A 16,890-nucleotide genomic window follows, 5' to 3' on the forward strand; every position below is an offset into this window, starting at 1 on the left:
GACCTTTCTCACGTGACCCCGTCACTGCGATGGATAATCCGCAATCGTCGGCTGATCCGGTCCAAAATCAGAAAAGCCCCCGCGAGGATCAAGACATGGATGAATCCGGAGATATTGGACCTTGAAACGAGGAGCCCGGATTGGATAAGCAGCACGCTCAGGAAGGCCGATGCAAAAATCGATAATGCGCCGGTCAAGGGATCGAACGGGCGGCGGCGCAGCAGCCAGAGCGGAGCGAGAAACGCAAATCCAGTCAGGCCGACCAAGCTGGCGCGCACCAGATTGACTTCAGGGTACAGAATGCGAAAACGCCGATCCAGCAGGAACAGCAGCAACGTCAGGCTACCGATCGAGAGTAGATTTCGTTTCAGTGCGGATGCCCCTTGGCCGATTTGGCGGCGGAGTGGGTTTCGGAGTCCAAGGTAGCGCCTGTGACGGGACCGTCAATCCGGAACGGCCGGTTCACGGGCGGATGATCGAAGACCGTCTGGCTCCCGTCTGCCCATGCGATCACAAGCCGCTCGGCATGCGTGCCTCGACCCAGGCCAAAAACAAGAGCTGAGGTCTGATCGGTGCCCAGCCCCGAAGCAGAAGCGACCTCGCGGGTGTATTTGGCCCCCGAGCCTTCCAACGACGCGCGGGCGCCAAGCGAGCGAACGGTATCCGGCAGGATCACCGTGACCCGGTTGTCGTCGCTGCGGTTCAAGTAGGCCCGGCTCGGGCTGTCATTGTTGAGCCAGAACAGGTCCGGACGGCCATCACCGTCGAAATCGGCGATGACGGGCGAGTTGCTGAACGCAGGGTTCTCGGCTACCGGCGCAGGGTAGAAATCCGGCGTCGTGCCGACACCGAGGAGCACTTTCCCGGGAAACTTGAACAGGTGGTGGACCGGCCACTTGACGTAGTTTTGGGATACGAGGAGGTCCAGCGTCCCGTCGAAATTGACGTCCTCGAATACCGGTCCCCAGGCAAAACCAAGTCCTCCGAGTCCCGCCGCCTTCGTGACATTGCTGAAGCGGAACCCGCCCTCGTTGCGCAGCAACAACCAGCCGCCAGCGTAAGGCTGGTCATCATGGCGGTCGCCTTTGGCAGCAAAAGCAGGGAACGAATCGCCGACGTTGGAGAACACGAGATCCTGGTCGCCGTCGCCGTCCATGTCGCCCGCCGCGACGCCCATCCAGAAGCCATAACCCGACGCGAGCGGCACGGCCTCGAAGCGGCCATCGCGGAGGTTGCGCAGGATTTCGACCTGGCCGGTGTTTTGCGCGAGGACCAAGTCTTGATAACCGTCGCCATCCAGATCGACGAAAATCGAGGTGAAGGTGTTCTGCTTCGAGGCGGTGACTGGTGTTGTGATGTCCGTGAATCGGAGATTGCCGTCGTTGCGCAGCAGGCGGTTCGTCTTGGCGTGCTCGGGCACGTTGAATGTGGCCGAGACGAAGTGAGGGCGGTCGACGAAATCACTGATGTAGAGGTCACCGTCACCGTCATGATCGATATCGGACACGGCGATCGCCAGCGGGACTGAATTGACGGGTAATGCGACCGGCAGGGGTTGCGGCTGGAATTTTTGGTTCTGGTTTATATAGAGTGTGACACCATCATCGCGTGCCACGATCAAGTCCACGTCTCCATCGCCGTCGAGATCAATTGCGCAGGACCCGTAGGTCGCAGGTTTCGGGTCCGGAGACGAAATTCCCGTGCCGGCGATGCGGTCCACCAGCCGCCCATCTTGCAGCGCAAGCAGCGCGTCCGGTTGGCCGGCGCCGCCGCCCACGAAAATCTCCTCGCGGCCGTCGCCGTCCAAATCCAGCACGGCGGCTCCCGTGAGGTGGTGGGATGTCTCGCGGTTCCAGCGATGCGAGAAGTCGACAGCGATCTCCTCGTAGCGAGGCAGCGCCACGCCCTTGGGCAGGGCGCGCAGCGGTTCGCTGGGGTAGATCCACACGCAGCCCGGAAAGGCCAGGCCGGCAAGCACACAGGCCGCGATTCTGAGTGAATTTTTCACGGTAGTATCCTCCAGGTAGCCCGCCGCAGTGAACGTGGCGGGCAGGTGTGGAAAATTGTTAACCGCACTACTGACGGACAAAGGTGACCTGGCCGACCGGATTACGCTTGCCGTCCTTTTTCAAGAAATACGCTGCGTCGCTCAGCTGGACAGTTCCGCGTGGCTCGGCGTCGCTATCGAAAGCCCGATAGCTGGTGCCCGAGTCCGTGCCCGTGTCCCAGGCGTAAAGCGTGACGGACTTTTTGCCGACCCATTGGCCGTTCTCCATCAGCATGACGTCGGCAGCAAAGCCGCACCAGTCCGGGCTGGGCGCGATCATCGCGCCGATCGACACCATTGGATGACTTGGGTTGATCTCAAAATTCGCAACGGCCTTGCCCGGGACGTCCCGTATCGGATCCGGCGTTTCGATCAATACCCCGGCGGCACCGGCCGCAATGGCCGAGCGGATTTCGTCATCAAGCGGCTGGTGCTTTCCTTCCTCACACAGATGCTCAACGCCCGGCGATGCTGTGCCGCCGGCCTTGAACGGCGAGTAATCGGCGTTGTGAGTTACGCCGATGACCGGAGAAAAGTGCGCGAGCAACGGGAAATCCTTTGGATGCGTCTTGGAACTCCAAGTCCGCTCGAAAGAGACCTGGTAGCGCGCGGGCGCGGGTTCCGCATGGGCAGCGCTACAGGATAGAACTGCCGCCGCGAGGGCCGTGCCGCTGATCCAGCGCTGGCCGCGAATGGCGGAAATCCGCGAGGACACAGGGGTTCCGATGTGCTGGCGGGGGGCCAGATGACGGGATTGGGCCGGAACTGAATTAGGGAAGCGCATGGTCGATTTCATGGTGTGTCTCCTAGTGCAGTGATGTGTTGTGGTTGCTGCGATCGCTTCCGGAACCAAACTCCGGCGGATCGTGAAACTGTTAAAACAATCAACGTGCCAGTATTGGATAAGGGTAAAAACAACCAATAAAATCCATGACATATGCACTACACGGAGATACGGCCATAATTCTCGGCCATCGTCCCCACTGCCATTTGCAGGGAAACCTCAACTATTCGTGGGCCTGATCGGGCATATCCAGCGTAGCCTTGGTGATGGGTACCAACCCGCGTGATTGGCCACTCTGGTCGTCCACTTCACGGCTACAACCCTGTGGTCTTTTGTGCAGACACGCCTCCAGGACTGAGATCCAAGGGTTAAGGAGAACGTGATGTTCGCGGAGGTGAAAAAGACGAAAGTCGCGTGCAATCCAGGCATGAGATTTCACCACTCGTGTGGTATCCAAGGACGCTGTGGGTAGGCAATTATCCCGCCGGCAGCTTCTACCCATCCCTTGTCCGGCCATCATGCGGACGCGCCTTTGGATCAGCAGCCCGCAAGACACTGGCCTTTGGCAGACGGACCGCCGGCAAAATCAGCGGAATCCAAAAAAATAGATCACCGGTGTTTGCGTATCGGCCTCGACCAGCCACAAATAGTGGATCGCGTCCAGAAGCGCCGCGGGATAGATCGGCTTGTGCAAGGGCTTCCAATCGTGCTTGAGGCGGCGTTGCCAGCCATTATCGAGGTGATCGCGAGCGGCAGCAGCATCAGCCACGCGGCGAAGCCGAGCGTGATGGGGGCACGCTTGATCAAGTCATCTCCGAGTTGCCGAAGCGAGAACTCAAGATCGAAGACGAGGTAGATGGGAAAATCCAGGCACAGGTAGGCGTACGCCCACAGGCCCAGCGCGCGGTGTACGCGAATCGGCTCGGTCAACCCCGTGAGCCTGCGCAGCGGCGTCATCCCAGCGTCACGAGCAGCAGCCGCAGGGTCCAGTCGCCCGTGTAGTGCTCGAGGAATTCGGCGGAAATGGGCCCGCGCCTACTGGCGATCGTCCACTGGATGGCGAATGCGAGCGTCCATGCGGCGAGCCGCCAAAGCCAGAGCTTGAACGTCGCAGACATCAGAAGTCGATCCTGAGGTCCATGCCGGTGTAAGGGACGCCACTTCAGAGCAAGCGTTGAACATCAGCGTCTCGCGCTTGAAGAGCTCGAAGAGGCGCCACTCGCGCCTCCGGCTCCAGCGCGGATGATCCACTCCGGGATTCACGTTGGCATAGAAGCCGTACTTCCGGCAGTGTGTATGACCCGATTTCCACGAATCAGCTCAAGGCTTCAGGGTGGGATAACCTTCGACGAACACCCAGTCCGTCGCCCTGGCAGGAATATGACAGCTCTGACAGGTCTCGGTGAAGCTCTTTGACGTATTTAGCGCCGGGTTGCTCGCTTCGTACATCGCCCAGCCCCAGCCCTCTGCCCAATGCGGGTGGTTCTTAAAACGACGCTTGTCGTCCTTGATCATGACAAACCAGACTGCGTTTTCCCCGGCCCATTGCGCCGGACCGGTGGTCTTGAACCCGGTTTGCAGTGTGCGGATTTCCTTGACCAACACGGCTCCATCCGGGAAGCGACCGTGCTGGCGATAGTAGGCGGCGGCTTCGGGTTGCGTGTAGACATCATGAAACCCCTTGCCTGGCGCCTTCTCGTCGGCGACCACCCAGGATCCAAGGTGGGTCCAGGTCGTGCGGTAATTTTCCGGCAGACGGGTTTCGCCTTTGTCGTCGACCCAGCGACTGTAAGTCTCTCCGGACATGTCTGCCATTGCCGGAACGGCGACCATCAGGGCAAGCGGGATCGTAAACAGGTGTTTCATGGCGTGACTCTCTAGTGAGCGGCTTGCATTCGTTCGAATCTGTTGTCATCAACTGTCGGCAAGCACTGGGTTGAAAGCCCCAGCGCTTGCTTGCTGACCAAAAGCAACCACTTCAGCGAACGACTAGTCCGGTGACGCCGGCGGGCAGGGAGTCGAGGCTTTCCAGTTTCTCGAGCGCACCGCCCCTGCGGATGCGGTAAATGCCAATGCTGTGATCGCCGCCGCTGAGGGTGTACAACACCGTGCCATCCGTAGAAACAGCGAGGTCGGTCGGCCGGTTTTCTTCGGCCGCTCTCGTTTGCAGCAGCGACAAGCGCCCCGCAGAGTCGAAGGCGAACGCGGAAATGGCATTGGCAGGCGTGTCCGCAGTGAATGCGACACGCCCATTGGGTGTAATAGCCAGCCAGCAAGCGGCGGTTTGACCGACCGCAACTTCTCCATCGATCACTTGCACCCTTCCATCCTCCAGCAATTGATAAGAGGAGACCGTTGCCCCGCCGACAGCACCACCCTGGGCCTCGGAGACAAAGAATTGCTCGCGCTTGCCGAAGGCGAAACCGAACGGCGTGGTTCCGGCTGAATCGATAACATGGCGGTTCGCCGGTGTGCCGTCTTCGCTCAGGGAGAATGTGGTGATTTTGTTGGTCACTTTTTCCGTGACAACCAAGGCGTCGCCCTCCTGGCCGAAACTGATTTGAGCCGGCGCTGTGCCCTCCCCGCTGAGATTCCAATGGGACCCGGGCAAGGGATGCAGCTTCCCGGCGCGGGGATCGAACCGGAAACCGTAGATGGAATCGTCCCCGGCGTTGACCACATATACCCGATTGCGGTTAACGGTTATGCTGATTGGGGTCGATCCTTCCTCGGCAACGCGGTCGACGAGCACTAGACCGTCGCGTTTCACCCGGAACACCGAAACGTCGTTGCTGCCCGCGTTTACAGCAAACAAATAGTGCTCGTTGTGACTCAGTGCGAGCGCACCCTGATTGCCCAGGCCGGAACCGGTTCCCGTTCCGCCCGTGGTAAAACGACCTGCCGGTTCCATGTGGCCGTTGCCGTAGCGCCGAAAGGCGAGCACTTCATTCTGGATAGCGTCGTTAGACAGGGTATACACTGTTTCCTGGGCATCGTTCCGTTCATGGTCGGGGCGCTCGTCCGAATCGGCCAAGCCGATGGCCGGGATGAACGATGTGAAACAGAGCATGATGAGCGTAAGCTGTGGCATCAATAACGCAGTGGCCAGGTCGGATGATAAGAAGGGTTTCACCGCCCTCCCCAGCCCACAGGCCCGAATAGATCTTGTGAATGACATGTCGCTACCCTCCTCTTGCAATGGGTTGAATCGAGCGCTTTCCCGTCATCGGGATGATGAACGGATATCGCCCTTTTTCCTTCACAAGAATCGTGCCGACCTCTGTTAACCCGTGTAAGCCGCAGAAATCAAAGCTCTGGATAAGAAGGGCTACCGGTCAGGACCGCCGCAGATCTCCAGAGAAAGCCGCAACATCTGGTGGGGGTCGCAAGATATGGTGGCTACCGCGGTCTTCATTCGCCAATCGACATGCGATCCGCATGCTCCGGATGCCGTCGGGCGATGATTGGGCCTTCGGCATCGACTGGCCCTTGAAGCCGGGTACTACGCGAGGTAGATTGGGTCGCTCGGCTTAGGTGCTGCGCATCGAGCTGGGGTCGTACCTCCCTTGGGAAATGACAGGGGCCTTACTTCCGGATGCCGAAGAATTCCACGCCTACGACACTCTCCCCCTCAGAACCGCCAGGACCGACCGATGCGTTGGAACTGGCGGCGTTGCGCGCCATCGTGGAAGGGACCGCTCATGCCACGGGGGAGGCGTTCTTCCGCGCGCTGGTGCGGAACCTCTGCCTCGCCACCGGAGTCACCAATGCCTTCGTCGCGGAATTCGCCGATTCCGAGACTCGGGTCCGCTCGTTGGCATTCTGGAAGAACGGCCGATGGATCGAAACCCAAGAATGGGAGCTGGCAGGCACGCCTTGCGAGGACGTGCTTCGCGGTGGGCTATGCCATTACCCCGCAGGGGTCTCGCAACGGTTTCCGAAGGAGGAGGGAGTCGAGAGCTACCTCGGTGTGCCGCTCCGGGACGCTGACGGCGGCATTCTTGGCCATCTGGCGATCTTCGATCACCGGCCCATGCTGCCGGAACCACGGCTGTTATTCACGTTCCAGATCTTCGCGGCCAGAGCCGCGGCGGAGCTGGACCGCATAAGGCTGCTGAAGCAGCTTCGCCAGAGCGAGGAACGTTTCCGCGATCTGTTCGATGAAGCGCCGATCGCCTATGTCCACGAAGATTTGCAGTCCAGATTCATCCGGGCGAACCGAACCGCCATGCGCATACTCGGCATCACGCCCGAGCAAGTACCCGGCACCCTGGGTATGTCGTTCGTGCCTAATACCCCGGAAGCCCAGCGCCGGGTGAAAGAGGCCTTCGCGTCGATCGGCCGGGGAACGGATACCAGCGGCGTGGTGCTCGAACTCCGCCGTCGGGACAACAATCAGCCAATCTGGATTCAGTGGTGGTCGCGGCCGGACCCCAGTGGACAGTTTACCCGTACCATGTTCCTGGACATCACTGATCGCGTATTGATGGAGCGGGAACAGGCCCAGCTGAAGGCGCAGAACCTGTATCTGCAGGAGGAAATCAAATCGGACCACAACTTCGAGGAGATCGTCGGGAGAAGCGCGGCGATTCAGTCGGTGTTGTCCAACGTCCGCCGCGTGGCGCCTACGGACGCGTCGGTGCTGATCCAGGGCGAATCGGGTACGGGGAAGGAACTGATCGCCCGCGCGATTCATTCCGCCAGCCATCGGCGCGACAAGCCCTTAGTCAAAGTCAATTGCGCGGCCTTGCCGACGGGCCTCGTGGAGAGCGAGTTGTTCGGCCACGAAAAGGGCGCCTTCACCGGCGCCATCGCCAGGCGCATCGGGCGATTCGAACTCGCCGACGGCGGCACCATTTTTCTGGATGAAATCGGCGAAATCCCGCTGGAAGTCCAGGTCAAATTGCTGCGAGTCCTTCAGGAGCAGGAGTTCGACCGGGTAGGCGGGAAAGCGCCGATCAAGGTCGATGTCAGGGTGATCGCCGCAACCAACCGCGATCTGCTGAAGGCGGTCGCCGACAAGACATTCCGCGACGATCTGTATTATCGACTGAATGTGTTTCCCGTATTCACGCCGCCCCTTCGAGAGCGAACAGAGGACATTCCACTGCTGCTGCGTTTCTTGATCGAGAAGTTTGCACCCCGGATAGGTAAGAAAATCGAGGGTATCAGTAGCAAATCCCTGCAAAGACTGCAGTCTTATCGCTGGCCGGGCAATATTCGCGAACTGGAGAATGTGATCGAGCGCGCCATTATTCTGGCGGATGGGCCACTCCTAGAAATCGACGCGGAAATGCTGCCGGGATCTACCGACCCTGCCCCTGACGCAGGGTTTGCCGTGACCAGCGGCGCCACTCTGGAAGCGGTCGAACGGCAACATATTCTGGCAGTGCTTGAAAAGGTTGGGTGGGTAATCGAGGGCCCCAATGGCGCCGCCCACATTCTTGACCTACATCCCAGCACCCTTCGGTACCGCATGAAAAAGCTCGGTTTGACCCAGGAGCGCCGTTAACTATCGCGGGCTCCTCGAATAGTTGAGGACGATTTACCAAGCCCATTGCGCTGCACGAATCGCGGCTTTGCGGTTGCATCGCCGGTGCCACGGCCATCTAACCAAAGTGTTCCTAGCCGGACGGCGTCTTGGCGAAGAAATGGCACGACATTCGCTATTCTCCTCGTGATCACTCACAAAATGCAGCGTTCATGCTTCGAATCACCGTCCAAGCAGACTCCAGGACCCGTGTTCGCCTGATCGTGGAAGGTAGGCTAATCGGGCCGTGGAACCCAGCGCTGGAAGCAGCGGTGAGTGAATCTCGCGCGGCATATGAGCATGTGCACCTTGACCTTTCCGGACTCCAGTTCGCCGATGAGCAAGGACTTAGCCTGCTTCGCAGATTCGTTAGCGAAAATGTGGTGTTGGAACGAGTATCCCCTTTCATCCAGGAGCTCCTGACCACTCGCCTCGAATAATCACCGGCTGAAAGCCGGTGGCTTAGGGTTAGAGCGTGTTATGAACTTTTTGCTGGAGAAGTGGTTATTACGAGCATGATGACTCGTAAACCTTATCCTAGCGATGTGTCGGACGACGAATGGATGTTCGTCGTGCCTTATTTAATCTTGATGAAGGCGGACGCGCCCCAACGCCAGCACGATCTGCGTGAGATCTTCAATGGTCTGCGCTGGTTGGTGCGGGCCGGTGCGCCCTGGCGGCTGTTACCGCATGACCTGCCGCCCTGGGAAGCCGTCTATCAGCAGACCCAGCGTTGGCTTGCGGCGGGCTGTTTCGAAGCGGTCGTCCACGATCTCCGAGAACTTCTGCGCCAGGCCCAGGCCGGATCGAAAGCGTTGAAGCGTGTAGAAGGTCGGCTAGCGGTGCCGGAGTTGTGCCGGGAGTTGGGGGTCAGTTCGGCGACGTTCTACAAGTGGCGCGCGAAATATGGAGATATGGACACATCCTTGATAACTCGGATGGAGGAATTGGAAGCCTAGAATGCCTGCCTGAAGGAGATCTACGCCGATGACCGTTGAAGATACCCCAATCCATTACCCGGTAATGATTCCGCCCGAGCGAGCAATCGATCCGGCAGCAGCCAACCTCACAGATGACACGGAGCCCGCGCTTGAATGCGGCGGACGAAATGCCAAGCACGCCATTGATCTGATTGGCCGGCCGATTATCGGCCAACATCTTGATGAATTGAGCGAGATCGACGGCTTGTAGGTGTCTCTCACGCTGGAACTTGCGCCATCGGCACTGCCGTGCGATTTTTATGTCTATACGTCCGCTGATCCCCGGCATGGAGGAATGCCGATGAACACCATCCTACTCACCATTGGCCTTTTTTGGATCACTGTGGCTGCCTACGGCCTGACGCGGCAGCGTCCGGCCGAATTCTGGCGGACGGTAACGACCGATGTGGTCATCACGCGAGAGCTGTGGGGCCGCTGGACCATTCCCGTTCGGGCAATGCGCCTCACGTTTGCTCCAACGGTGTTTGTCTGCGCGGTGGCCGTCGCGTGTGGCTGGATGCTGCTGCAACTGGTTTTTGGCTCACTGGACGATGCTGAAGAAGATGTTTCTTTTGACAAACGGGATGAGTCTGAATATAGCATGGGCGGGATTTATAACTACGCTACAGGCAAGTGCGACAACGGCTGCCAACCTGGTGGTATTTACGATTGGGACCTGCGGCAAGGAAAAAGTTGAATAACTCGGTCGTGGCTGGCCGAATTTCTGCCAAAAAATGGGCCTGAAATCACGCTGATTCCAGTCCCGGTTTACTTTGAACTTAGAAGTACTTGGGGTGAACGATCACTTCTTGTTAGGGGGTTTTAGCTCGCGAAACCGGTTCTTCACAAGGCTGAGCGCGTTTCCAAAGCCGCTGCCGGTGGCGGCCGCACTAGAGTTTGTTCCCTCTAGGAAGGAATTGAGTCCAACGCCCGCGTGATATCCAGCCCAACCCAACATGCCTACCCATAAGACCGGCACGATCGTGAACATCGTGCCGGTAACGAGATCGATCACCACTTCGCTCACGGTGTAGTCCATCTTATCGGCAGCAAAGTCGAACCAGCCGGTGGGGTTGAGTGCTTGTTGGAGCGTATTATCGAGCCAGACGGCCGCCGCCCACAGGAATGTCAGGAACCGCACGGCAAAGAGAGTAATCGTCAAAGTCAGGAGCGTGCCGACGGAAAACTCGCCGAATAACAGGACGAACGGCATCAGCGCAAAGATCAGCATCAGAAGAACCGCCTGGCCGACAGGCGCCGCTTCGCGAATGGCGTACATCTTCGACTGAAAGAAGACCGATTCCCACCACCCTCCAACGGTTGCGCCTGCTCTTGCCAATCGTCCGCCGGCGGCATCCCCTAACCCGGCTGTCACCGGCATGCTCAACCTGCCGTCCTCGATGGTCCACATTGACCGAAGGGCAGCGTCTTCGGTCTTTCTGGCGTCCCAGCCGAACGCATTCATGAGTTGGGTCACCCACCCCTGGGTTTGCGCCCACGCCTCCACTTCGATCTCTTGGATCAACCGGTCTCTGATCCCGTAAGTCTGTGCCTCCCACCAGTCCTTGCACTCGGGCCGGCCCCACTGCGGCGCCGGATAATGCTCGGTGTCGTACTCCGTATCCCGTTGCGGATCGAAGGGAAAGCCCGGTATTTCCTCGCTCGCCCTTGTCGCAAGGTTAATGTTGTTCACTCCGTAGTAGCTACTTGTGTCCAAGAAGAATTGCGAACCCGGCCAGTCGATGTCCGACGGGTCGTACCCGCTCGGCAGCGGCTGCTTGCTATCGAAGAGCCTCATCCGGGCGGGATACCAGCAATCGTGCGTGAAAAGTTGAAGCTCCCGCCGAAGTTGCGGGTCTTTGATCCGGCTGTTTTCAAGCTTGTATTGGTACAGCCGGAAGTCGTTCTGGCAGGGAATCGCGGCGACCGCGGCGTTAACCACTCCGCCCGCGGCCGCCATGACGCCATACCACCACACCGGCACGTGACCGGTAATCCCGGAGATGCCAAGATTGGTAAACACGCTGTCGTAGGTCGTGTTGGAGGCGCCGCCCTTCGGCGCATCGTTTGAGCACGGCCGAGTATAGACGAGCCCCGAGGGTTGAAGCGGAATGAAGGGCGAACCCGCGAGCATGACCACCGTGAACATCGTCGCGATCGAGACTTCGGCGGCACGGATGTTCCGTTCCGCGCCCTCGGCCCCGGCGGCTTCGTAGCTTTCGATCCAAGCCCTGACCGCCATTGCAATGAAAGGGATATAAAGCAGCCCGATATTGAGCAGCGAACTCCAAAGCGTCTCGTAGAAATGCCAGCCAAGTGCAGCGAGATACAATTCAAGATACGACCCAACGCTCATAAGCCCTCCTCCTATACTGCAAGGAAGACAACCAGCATCAGGGATACCAATGCCGCCGCGCGGACGATGCTGTTTTGCATCTGCATGACGGTGATGACGCCGTTCCGCCAGTTCGAGTATTGGGCAAGCGCGATCCAGGCGAGCCAGAGCAGCAAGATGACGGATAGCGTTTCGAGGATTACCTGTCGCATTTGTGACATCGCAATCCCGGCGCCGCGGTAGAAGGCTTCGTTGCTCGACGGCGGCGTGTAACCCGCGAGCGGATTACCGGCATGTCCGCTTCCTGAACCAACCCCGCCTCCCCCGCCGGCACCGCCGTTGCCAGAGCCGACTGAACCGCCGGACCCGGTCCCCACGATGCCGGTGATCGAGGCTACGTCATAGCCGCCGAGCATCGTCATGTAGCTCATCGCCTTGGTCCCATTGCCGTCGGCGCAGCCCGTTCCGGACGAGAGGCACTTCGCAAGGCCATGGGCGCCGATGAGATGGGCGCCGACGAGAAGACCCGAAGGAGTTACCGGGGCACCGTTCGCCGTCTGGGAGATCATCTGGTCGAGGCCTTCAGCCTCGATATAGCTCCAAAGCTTGTGATGATAAGCCTGGACCGCGTTGTTCTGCGCCGTGGAACCGTTCAGGTAGTCGTTTTTGCTGTAGATACCGTCCTTGCCCGTCCATTGGCCGCTCCAGTCGTTTGTGGTGGTGCCGTCGGGCCGGTAATAGCCGGCTTCGATGAGAGCGGCTTCGCTCATCTGATACAGGCCGAGGTGCCCCGATTCATTTGTTTTCGTCGGATCTCCACTCGATTCGCGTTGCGCGAGGGACGCGAGGAAAGCTTGATACATATCGGCGATCGCCCACGCTGACACCGCGGCTAGCACGACGAATAGCCATGCCCGCACATTCATTGCGATTTCCTTTTGGCATCCTCTGCCTTGGCGCAGGTGATGGCCGCCTCGGCAACCGAAATGGATGTCCCGAGTCGACGGCCTCTTCCCTTCTCGTTGAGTTCAATGACATACGTCTTCGAACCAAGATCGAAGGCCGCGTACAACGCGTATTCGTTGCACTCGTGGGACTTACAAAGGTCCCATACGAGTACGCGCTGTCCATTTCGCTCATATCGGCGGACGTAGTAAGCCGGACCACTCATGTCCTGAACCCACTTTTCTTCGGCGCGGGTCACGGCGAAGTGCCGCTCGCGGATTTCCGGAACGGTCGCGACCAGATGCCACGGATGGCCGCTGTAAGCCGGATCGCCCGCGATCCGAAGGGTTCCGCCATCGGAGCAGGATTCCACGCGTTCCAACTCTCGATCGCTCGGTTGAAGGTTAACCCGCTCGTCCGCATAAACCCCTCCAGCCGTCAGCAGCCCCAGCACCGCCAAAATCGCCAGCGGCCGTCGCCGGCCCGCACTCGCCATGGCCTCGATCAGCGGATTCCCGCATTGTTCGCAGTAGCGTTCCGTGTTCGGATTCGATGCGCCGCATTTGGGGCAAACCATAGTGCTTCTCCTTGAAATTGAGTCGGCTATCGGAATCGAACGTCGAGGCAGTGAGACCACTCACACATCTGACTGAACGTCCGGCGCGACGTCCGATTCGTCCACGGTTAAGGAAGCAGTGTGCCCGAGGCCCATCGCGCCTTCGATCCTCGCCACGCGATCGCCTAAGGTCTGGAGTTGCCGGCAGAGCTCTTCGTTCGAACGCCTGAGGTTCTCGCACAGTTCGAGCAGACGCTTGCTGCGTCGGGAGATGCTGCCCAATTGGCTCAGGGCAAAGATGAATAAGAGCGCAAACAGTAAAGCCACGGTCGCTCCTCACAAAAAGAACAGAAAGCGCGCGGAGGACGTTACGAATCAGCTAGAAGTCAACGCGCCTGGCGGCGAGTCTGCCCAAGCCAATAGACGGAAATCAAACGAAAACCCTTGTTTGGTTTTGAAAGGGTTTTTTGATGGCTTTAGCTTGGAGACGCGTGATCTCGGACTTGAAGCTCCCCCGTAAGTTGGCAATACTTCCAGGGCGACATGGTATAGAGCGCAGAGAGGCTCCCCGAGCATCGCAGTAGCTCGACATGGGCTTAAAACCCCGCAGCTTCTCGCAGTCGCCGGCGAGCTACTGTCCCGAGGGGCTGGCGGGTGTCCCGGAATCGACGTGCAACCTCGCCAAGATCCACCAAGACAGCATGATCGCCTGGCAGTGCCTTGGGCTGTTTTCCGTCCTGTCAGGCGAAATGCCGGTTGCATGAGGTCTAATTTTTTATCTGGACAAATGTCTAGACATTGCCTAGAGTAGTGGCTACTCATCCTACTACCCCCTATCGCGACGCTGATGAACGCCGTACGAGACATCAAGATCAATCCGCAAAAGATCCGCCAGTCCCTGCATCTCTCCCGTGAGGCGATGGGCCGGATATTGCGGGTGAGCGCCAAGACCTTGGAGCGCTGGGAAAAGCAGGATGGCGTGCGGAACCCGGACGCGATCAAGGATCTCGCCAAGATCCGGGAGATCAGCGAACTCGCCAGCCTGGTTTACACGCCTGAAGGCGTCGAGACCTTCCTCGCGACCCCGCTGCCGGAATTCCAAGGGCGAACCGCCCTTGACCTGATGAGCTTGCGGGAATACGACACCGTCATCGCGGCACTCGCCGCAGACGTCGAAGGACTCGGCTATTAACCCGCCCCTTGATCCAATCGCATCTCAAAGCCTGGCAAGGCACCGCCTATCGCCACCTGCCGCAAGGACCGCTGGATCCGCTGGACTTCAGCCGAGCGGGACTCGCTCGCGATAATCGCTGGAATATCCAAGGGGAGCCGACGCTATATTTGGCTCGCCATAAACATGTGGCACTAGCGGAGATGGCCCGCCATATCACCGAAGACCGTTCGCCTGTGTTAGCGCAGCAGGTCAAGCGCCGCCAGGTTTACCGCTTCGATCTCGCCTTCCACGCGACGTTGGATCTGACCCATCCCGAAGTGCTCGCCGTCTTATCGATCACCGACGCCCCACAGTGTTTTATCGACAAGTCCGTAGCTCGGGCCACGGCTGAGTTTGTCAGAAAACTCACGCCGGCCGAAGCCATTTTCGTTCCTTCACTGGCCTTTCTCGATCGCCCGGAAAACTGGGTACTGGTGGTCTTCCTGGAAAAACTTTCCGCAAATCCGGGCTTCATTTCGTCCGTGACGCCGGATGGTTCTTTTTCGATCGAGTAATGTCGGCCTGCTGCCTGGACGCACAACAGACAAAACCAGACTTCCGTTGAAGAGCAGGCGCCCGGTTTTATTGTCGATTGAAATCGATCTGGTCCTGGGTGGGCACGAGCACGACAACGTGCAGCAATGGCGCGGACTGCGGTTCGCGCCGATCTTCAAGGCCGATGCCAATGCCCGCTCGACCTATGTGCTGGACCTGGAATACGACACTGGTCAGCGGCGCCTGGCACCATCCCTCAAGGCCCCTCCTCTGCCGGCAAGAGCCAGTTCCGGGCAAACTCCCCGCCGACGTTCTGAACAAATAGCGCCTCGATGACGAGGAGCCAGGCTACGGCTCGCCAGCGGAGCGCCAATACCGCCCGCCGTTTCGCTTCCGGCCAGCGCCACCGCCGCGCCGCGCCATCCATCCACCGCGGCCACCCGCCGATCAGGATCAGAAACACCAGCAATCGCCAAGCGGCGAGATACGGCTTCGCCGCATCGAGCGCGCGCTCGACCGCCGGCAGGCCCGCTTGATACGCCCAAAGCCCCAGGACCAGGCCGACCAGCATCATCAGGGCGGCCAGCAGCGCGAGACCCAGCCCGAGCGTGGGCAGTAAGCGCCGCGCACTCATTTGCGTACCGCGCCGCCCGGCTCGATCGGCTTCCGGTCATGGGCGGCGGGCGCCTGCGTATCGCACCCGATTCGCCCCGCCCTTCGCGAAGCTCGATCAAGGTCGCGGAAGTCTGTGCGAACAGCTCCCGGCGGATCCGCGTCTCGAACAACATGGCGTCGATGTCCTTATCCAGGGCCGCGAGCATGCGTTCAATATCGGCATGCGCTGGGGAGGCGTAAATGTTCGGCTCCATCCGCCCGGACAAAATCAGGCGCCGCAAGAGAAGCGCCTTTTCGAGATTTCGGGCGACGGCGGCTTCGTTCGCCAGTTTGTGAACCGCCATCCCCTGTTCCTGAGGCGTCGATAGACGGCGTATGCCGTCGATGACCTCGCGCGTCAGCAGCGTTCCTGGCGACGAGAGCCTGGCCAGCGTGTCCGCCTCCGGCGCCGTCGTGCCGGTGACGATCTTCATCAAGTCTCCGAGAAGTTCCCGGGTCTCCTGCTCGATCTTGGGGGCAAGGCCGTGGCCGGGGGTCGCGGTTCGGGCCGTGTCCCTGTCGGTCCGGACGGCCACGTCGCCGAGGACATACTGGGCGTAGGCGACCGCCTCGTCCGGACTCGGCCAGACCTTGGCGAGAGGTGGCGGCGAGGGACTCACCACCGCGCCGGTGTCGGTCACCGGGCGGCCCAGCTCGATGTTGTAGCCGGCCCGCACGGTGTCGGCGGTGACCCGGATCGGTGCCTGCCCCGCCCCGCCCGCGCGCTGGCCGCCGATCCAGGGAACGCCGTTTTTACCGGCATTTGTCTCCACCGTATCCTTCGCGGTTTTTACGTCCACCGAGGACGAATTCAGACCGCCGGTCCCCATTTGCATTTTCCAGTCGTAGCCCTTGACCAGAGTGATCCAATCCTCGAAGGGATTCTGGCCGCGGGCGATCTCCGACTCCATTTGCTCGCAGCTCTTGGTGGCGAGGGAGATCGTCGCCTCGGCCTGGAGCAGAGCGTTCTGGAACAGGTCGTAGAGCCCAGGGTTCGCCCGTTGCAGGATCAGGGCGGGCAAGGAAGCGATCGCGTTGGTCGCGGCGTTGACCATGGAGCCGATCATGTTCTCGATTCCTTGGCTGACATTGTTCAGGATGTTGGAGACACCGAGCACCGGATCGAAGTTTCCGCACGAAAACGCCCGTCGAAGATCGAGCGAACCGCCGAGGGTAATCGAGTGGGCGTAGGGGTTCGCCGCGACAGTGATCGCCTCGGCCCCGCCGATCTCGTAGTACCAGCGGCTCGATCGGGCGGGTGACAGCGGCGCGGCGGATGATTGCGCGGTGAGTGACAGGGCGACGAACAGAATGAGAGGACGGCGGAGTGCGCGGACCATGGATCGTCGTC

General features: G+C 59.8%; 18 protein-coding genes and 3 pseudogenes. 8 read left to right on the forward strand and 13 right to left on the reverse strand.

The features are described 5' to 3' along the window. Positions 1–8: 8 nt before the first annotated feature. The 8 genes and pseudogenes from JOD69_RS19945 to JOD69_RS19975 all read right to left on the reverse strand — a co-directional run bounded on the left by JOD69_RS19945 (position 9) and on the right by JOD69_RS19975 (position 6,009). Positions 9–335, reverse strand: a complete 327-nt coding sequence (locus JOD69_RS19945; RefSeq protein ID WP_086132892.1) for a hypothetical protein — start codon at positions 333–335, stop codon at positions 9–11. A gap of 32 nt (positions 336–367) precedes the next feature. Beyond that, positions 368–2,008, reverse strand: coding sequence for a CRTAC1 family protein (locus JOD69_RS19950; protein WP_139840966.1), 1,641 nt, complete (start codon positions 2,006–2,008; stop codon positions 368–370). 67 nt (positions 2,009–2,075) lie between these two features. Then, a complete protein-coding gene (locus tag JOD69_RS19955) occupies positions 2,076–2,984 on the reverse strand; it encodes a spondin domain-containing protein (RefSeq protein WP_086132890.1) in 909 nt (302 codons plus the stop codon). Positions 2,985–3,417: 433 nt separating this feature from the next. Continuing rightward, a complete protein-coding gene (locus JOD69_RS24855) occupies positions 3,418–3,600 on the reverse strand; it encodes a hypothetical protein (protein ID WP_240506747.1) in 183 nt (60 codons plus the stop codon). 184 nt (positions 3,601–3,784) lie between these two features. Beyond that, positions 3,785–3,949, reverse strand: coding sequence for a hypothetical protein (locus JOD69_RS19965; protein ID WP_205780863.1), 165 nt, complete (start codon positions 3,947–3,949; stop codon positions 3,785–3,787). Continuing rightward, a pseudogene (locus JOD69_RS24860) lies at positions 3,949–4,115 on the reverse strand (mononuclear molybdenum enzyme YedY); the annotation flags it as partial. The pseudogene JOD69_RS24860 and the gene JOD69_RS19965, both read right to left, overlap by 1 nt. A gap of 36 nt (positions 4,116–4,151) precedes the next feature. Beyond that, complete coding sequence (locus JOD69_RS19970) at positions 4,152–4,697, reverse strand: cytochrome P460 family protein (protein WP_077732158.1); 546 nt, start codon at positions 4,695–4,697, stop codon at positions 4,152–4,154. A gap of 112 nt (positions 4,698–4,809) precedes the next feature. Next, positions 4,810–6,009 (reverse strand): beta-propeller fold lactonase family protein, encoded by a 1,200-nt coding sequence (locus tag JOD69_RS19975; protein WP_240502631.1) that lies wholly within the window; start codon positions 6,007–6,009, stop codon positions 4,810–4,812. Positions 6,010–6,426: 417 nt separating this feature from the next. Here JOD69_RS19975 and JOD69_RS19980 point away from each other — a divergent pair, with 417 nt between their 5' ends. The 5 genes and pseudogenes from JOD69_RS19980 to JOD69_RS19995 all read left to right on the forward strand — a co-directional run bounded on the left by JOD69_RS19980 (position 6,427) and on the right by JOD69_RS19995 (position 10,038). Then, entirely contained in the window at positions 6,427–8,343 is a 1,917-nt protein-coding gene (locus tag JOD69_RS19980; protein ID WP_077732159.1) for a sigma 54-interacting transcriptional regulator, read from the forward strand. 533 nt (positions 8,344–8,876) lie between these two features. Beyond that, positions 8,877–9,158 (forward strand): annotated as a pseudogene (locus JOD69_RS24865) (transposase); the annotation flags it as partial. 18 nt (positions 9,159–9,176) lie between these two features. Further along, positions 9,177–9,317 (forward strand): annotated as a pseudogene (locus tag JOD69_RS24870) (transposase); the annotation flags it as partial. A gap of 31 nt (positions 9,318–9,348) precedes the next feature. Continuing rightward, complete coding sequence (locus JOD69_RS19990; RefSeq protein WP_077732161.1) at positions 9,349–9,552, forward strand: hypothetical protein; 204 nt, start codon at positions 9,349–9,351, stop codon at positions 9,550–9,552. Between the two features lie 90 nt (positions 9,553–9,642). Beyond that, the gene (locus JOD69_RS19995; protein ID WP_086132887.1) at positions 9,643–10,038 is read left to right on the forward strand and encodes a hypothetical protein; all 396 of its coding nucleotides are present in this window, start codon (positions 9,643–9,645) and stop codon (positions 10,036–10,038) included. Between the two features lie 105 nt (positions 10,039–10,143). On the opposite strand, the gene JOD69_RS20000 is transcribed toward JOD69_RS19995, so the two are convergent. From JOD69_RS20000 to JOD69_RS20015, 4 genes are read right to left on the reverse strand one after another with little or no spacing between them, the layout of a single operon-like run. Further along, a complete protein-coding gene (locus tag JOD69_RS20000) occupies positions 10,144–11,697 on the reverse strand; it encodes a conjugal transfer protein TraG N-terminal domain-containing protein (protein WP_086132886.1) in 1,554 nt (517 codons plus the stop codon). Positions 11,698–11,708: 11 nt separating this feature from the next. After that, the gene (locus JOD69_RS20005) at positions 11,709–12,602 is read right to left on the reverse strand and encodes a DUF3262 family protein (RefSeq protein WP_086132885.1); all 894 of its coding nucleotides are present in this window, start codon (positions 12,600–12,602) and stop codon (positions 11,709–11,711) included. After that, entirely contained in the window at positions 12,599–13,198 is a 600-nt protein-coding gene (locus tag JOD69_RS20010; protein WP_210024176.1) for an Ivy family c-type lysozyme inhibitor, read from the reverse strand. The genes JOD69_RS20005 and JOD69_RS20010 overlap by 4 nt, the downstream gene beginning before the upstream one ends. A gap of 60 nt (positions 13,199–13,258) precedes the next feature. Beyond that, complete coding sequence (locus JOD69_RS20015) at positions 13,259–13,504, reverse strand: hypothetical protein (RefSeq protein ID WP_086132884.1); 246 nt, start codon at positions 13,502–13,504, stop codon at positions 13,259–13,261. Between the two features lie 263 nt (positions 13,505–13,767). On the opposite strand from JOD69_RS20015, the gene JOD69_RS20020 reads away from it, so the two are divergent. From JOD69_RS20020 to JOD69_RS20030, 3 genes are all read left to right on the forward strand, one after another. Continuing rightward, entirely contained in the window at positions 13,768–13,941 is a 174-nt protein-coding gene (locus JOD69_RS20020) for a hypothetical protein (protein WP_168183689.1), read from the forward strand. A gap of 83 nt (positions 13,942–14,024) precedes the next feature. After that, on the forward strand, positions 14,025–14,369 hold the full coding sequence (locus JOD69_RS20025) for a helix-turn-helix transcriptional regulator (protein WP_086132883.1): 345 nt from the start codon (positions 14,025–14,027) through the stop codon (positions 14,367–14,369). A gap of 8 nt (positions 14,370–14,377) precedes the next feature. Then, entirely contained in the window at positions 14,378–14,905 is a 528-nt protein-coding gene (locus JOD69_RS20030; protein WP_156881721.1) for an RES family NAD+ phosphorylase, read from the forward strand. 213 nt (positions 14,906–15,118) lie between these two features. On the opposite strand, the gene JOD69_RS20035 is transcribed toward JOD69_RS20030, so the two are convergent. Further along, on the reverse strand, positions 15,119–16,879 hold the full coding sequence (locus JOD69_RS20035; protein ID WP_210024169.1) for an integrating conjugative element protein: 1,761 nt from the start codon (positions 16,877–16,879) through the stop codon (positions 15,119–15,121). Positions 16,880–16,890: the final 11 nt, after the last annotated feature.

Source organism: Methylocaldum sp. RMAD-M (assembly GCF_017832375.1).
GTDB lineage: Bacteria > Pseudomonadota > Gammaproteobacteria > Methylococcales > Methylococcaceae > Methylocaldum.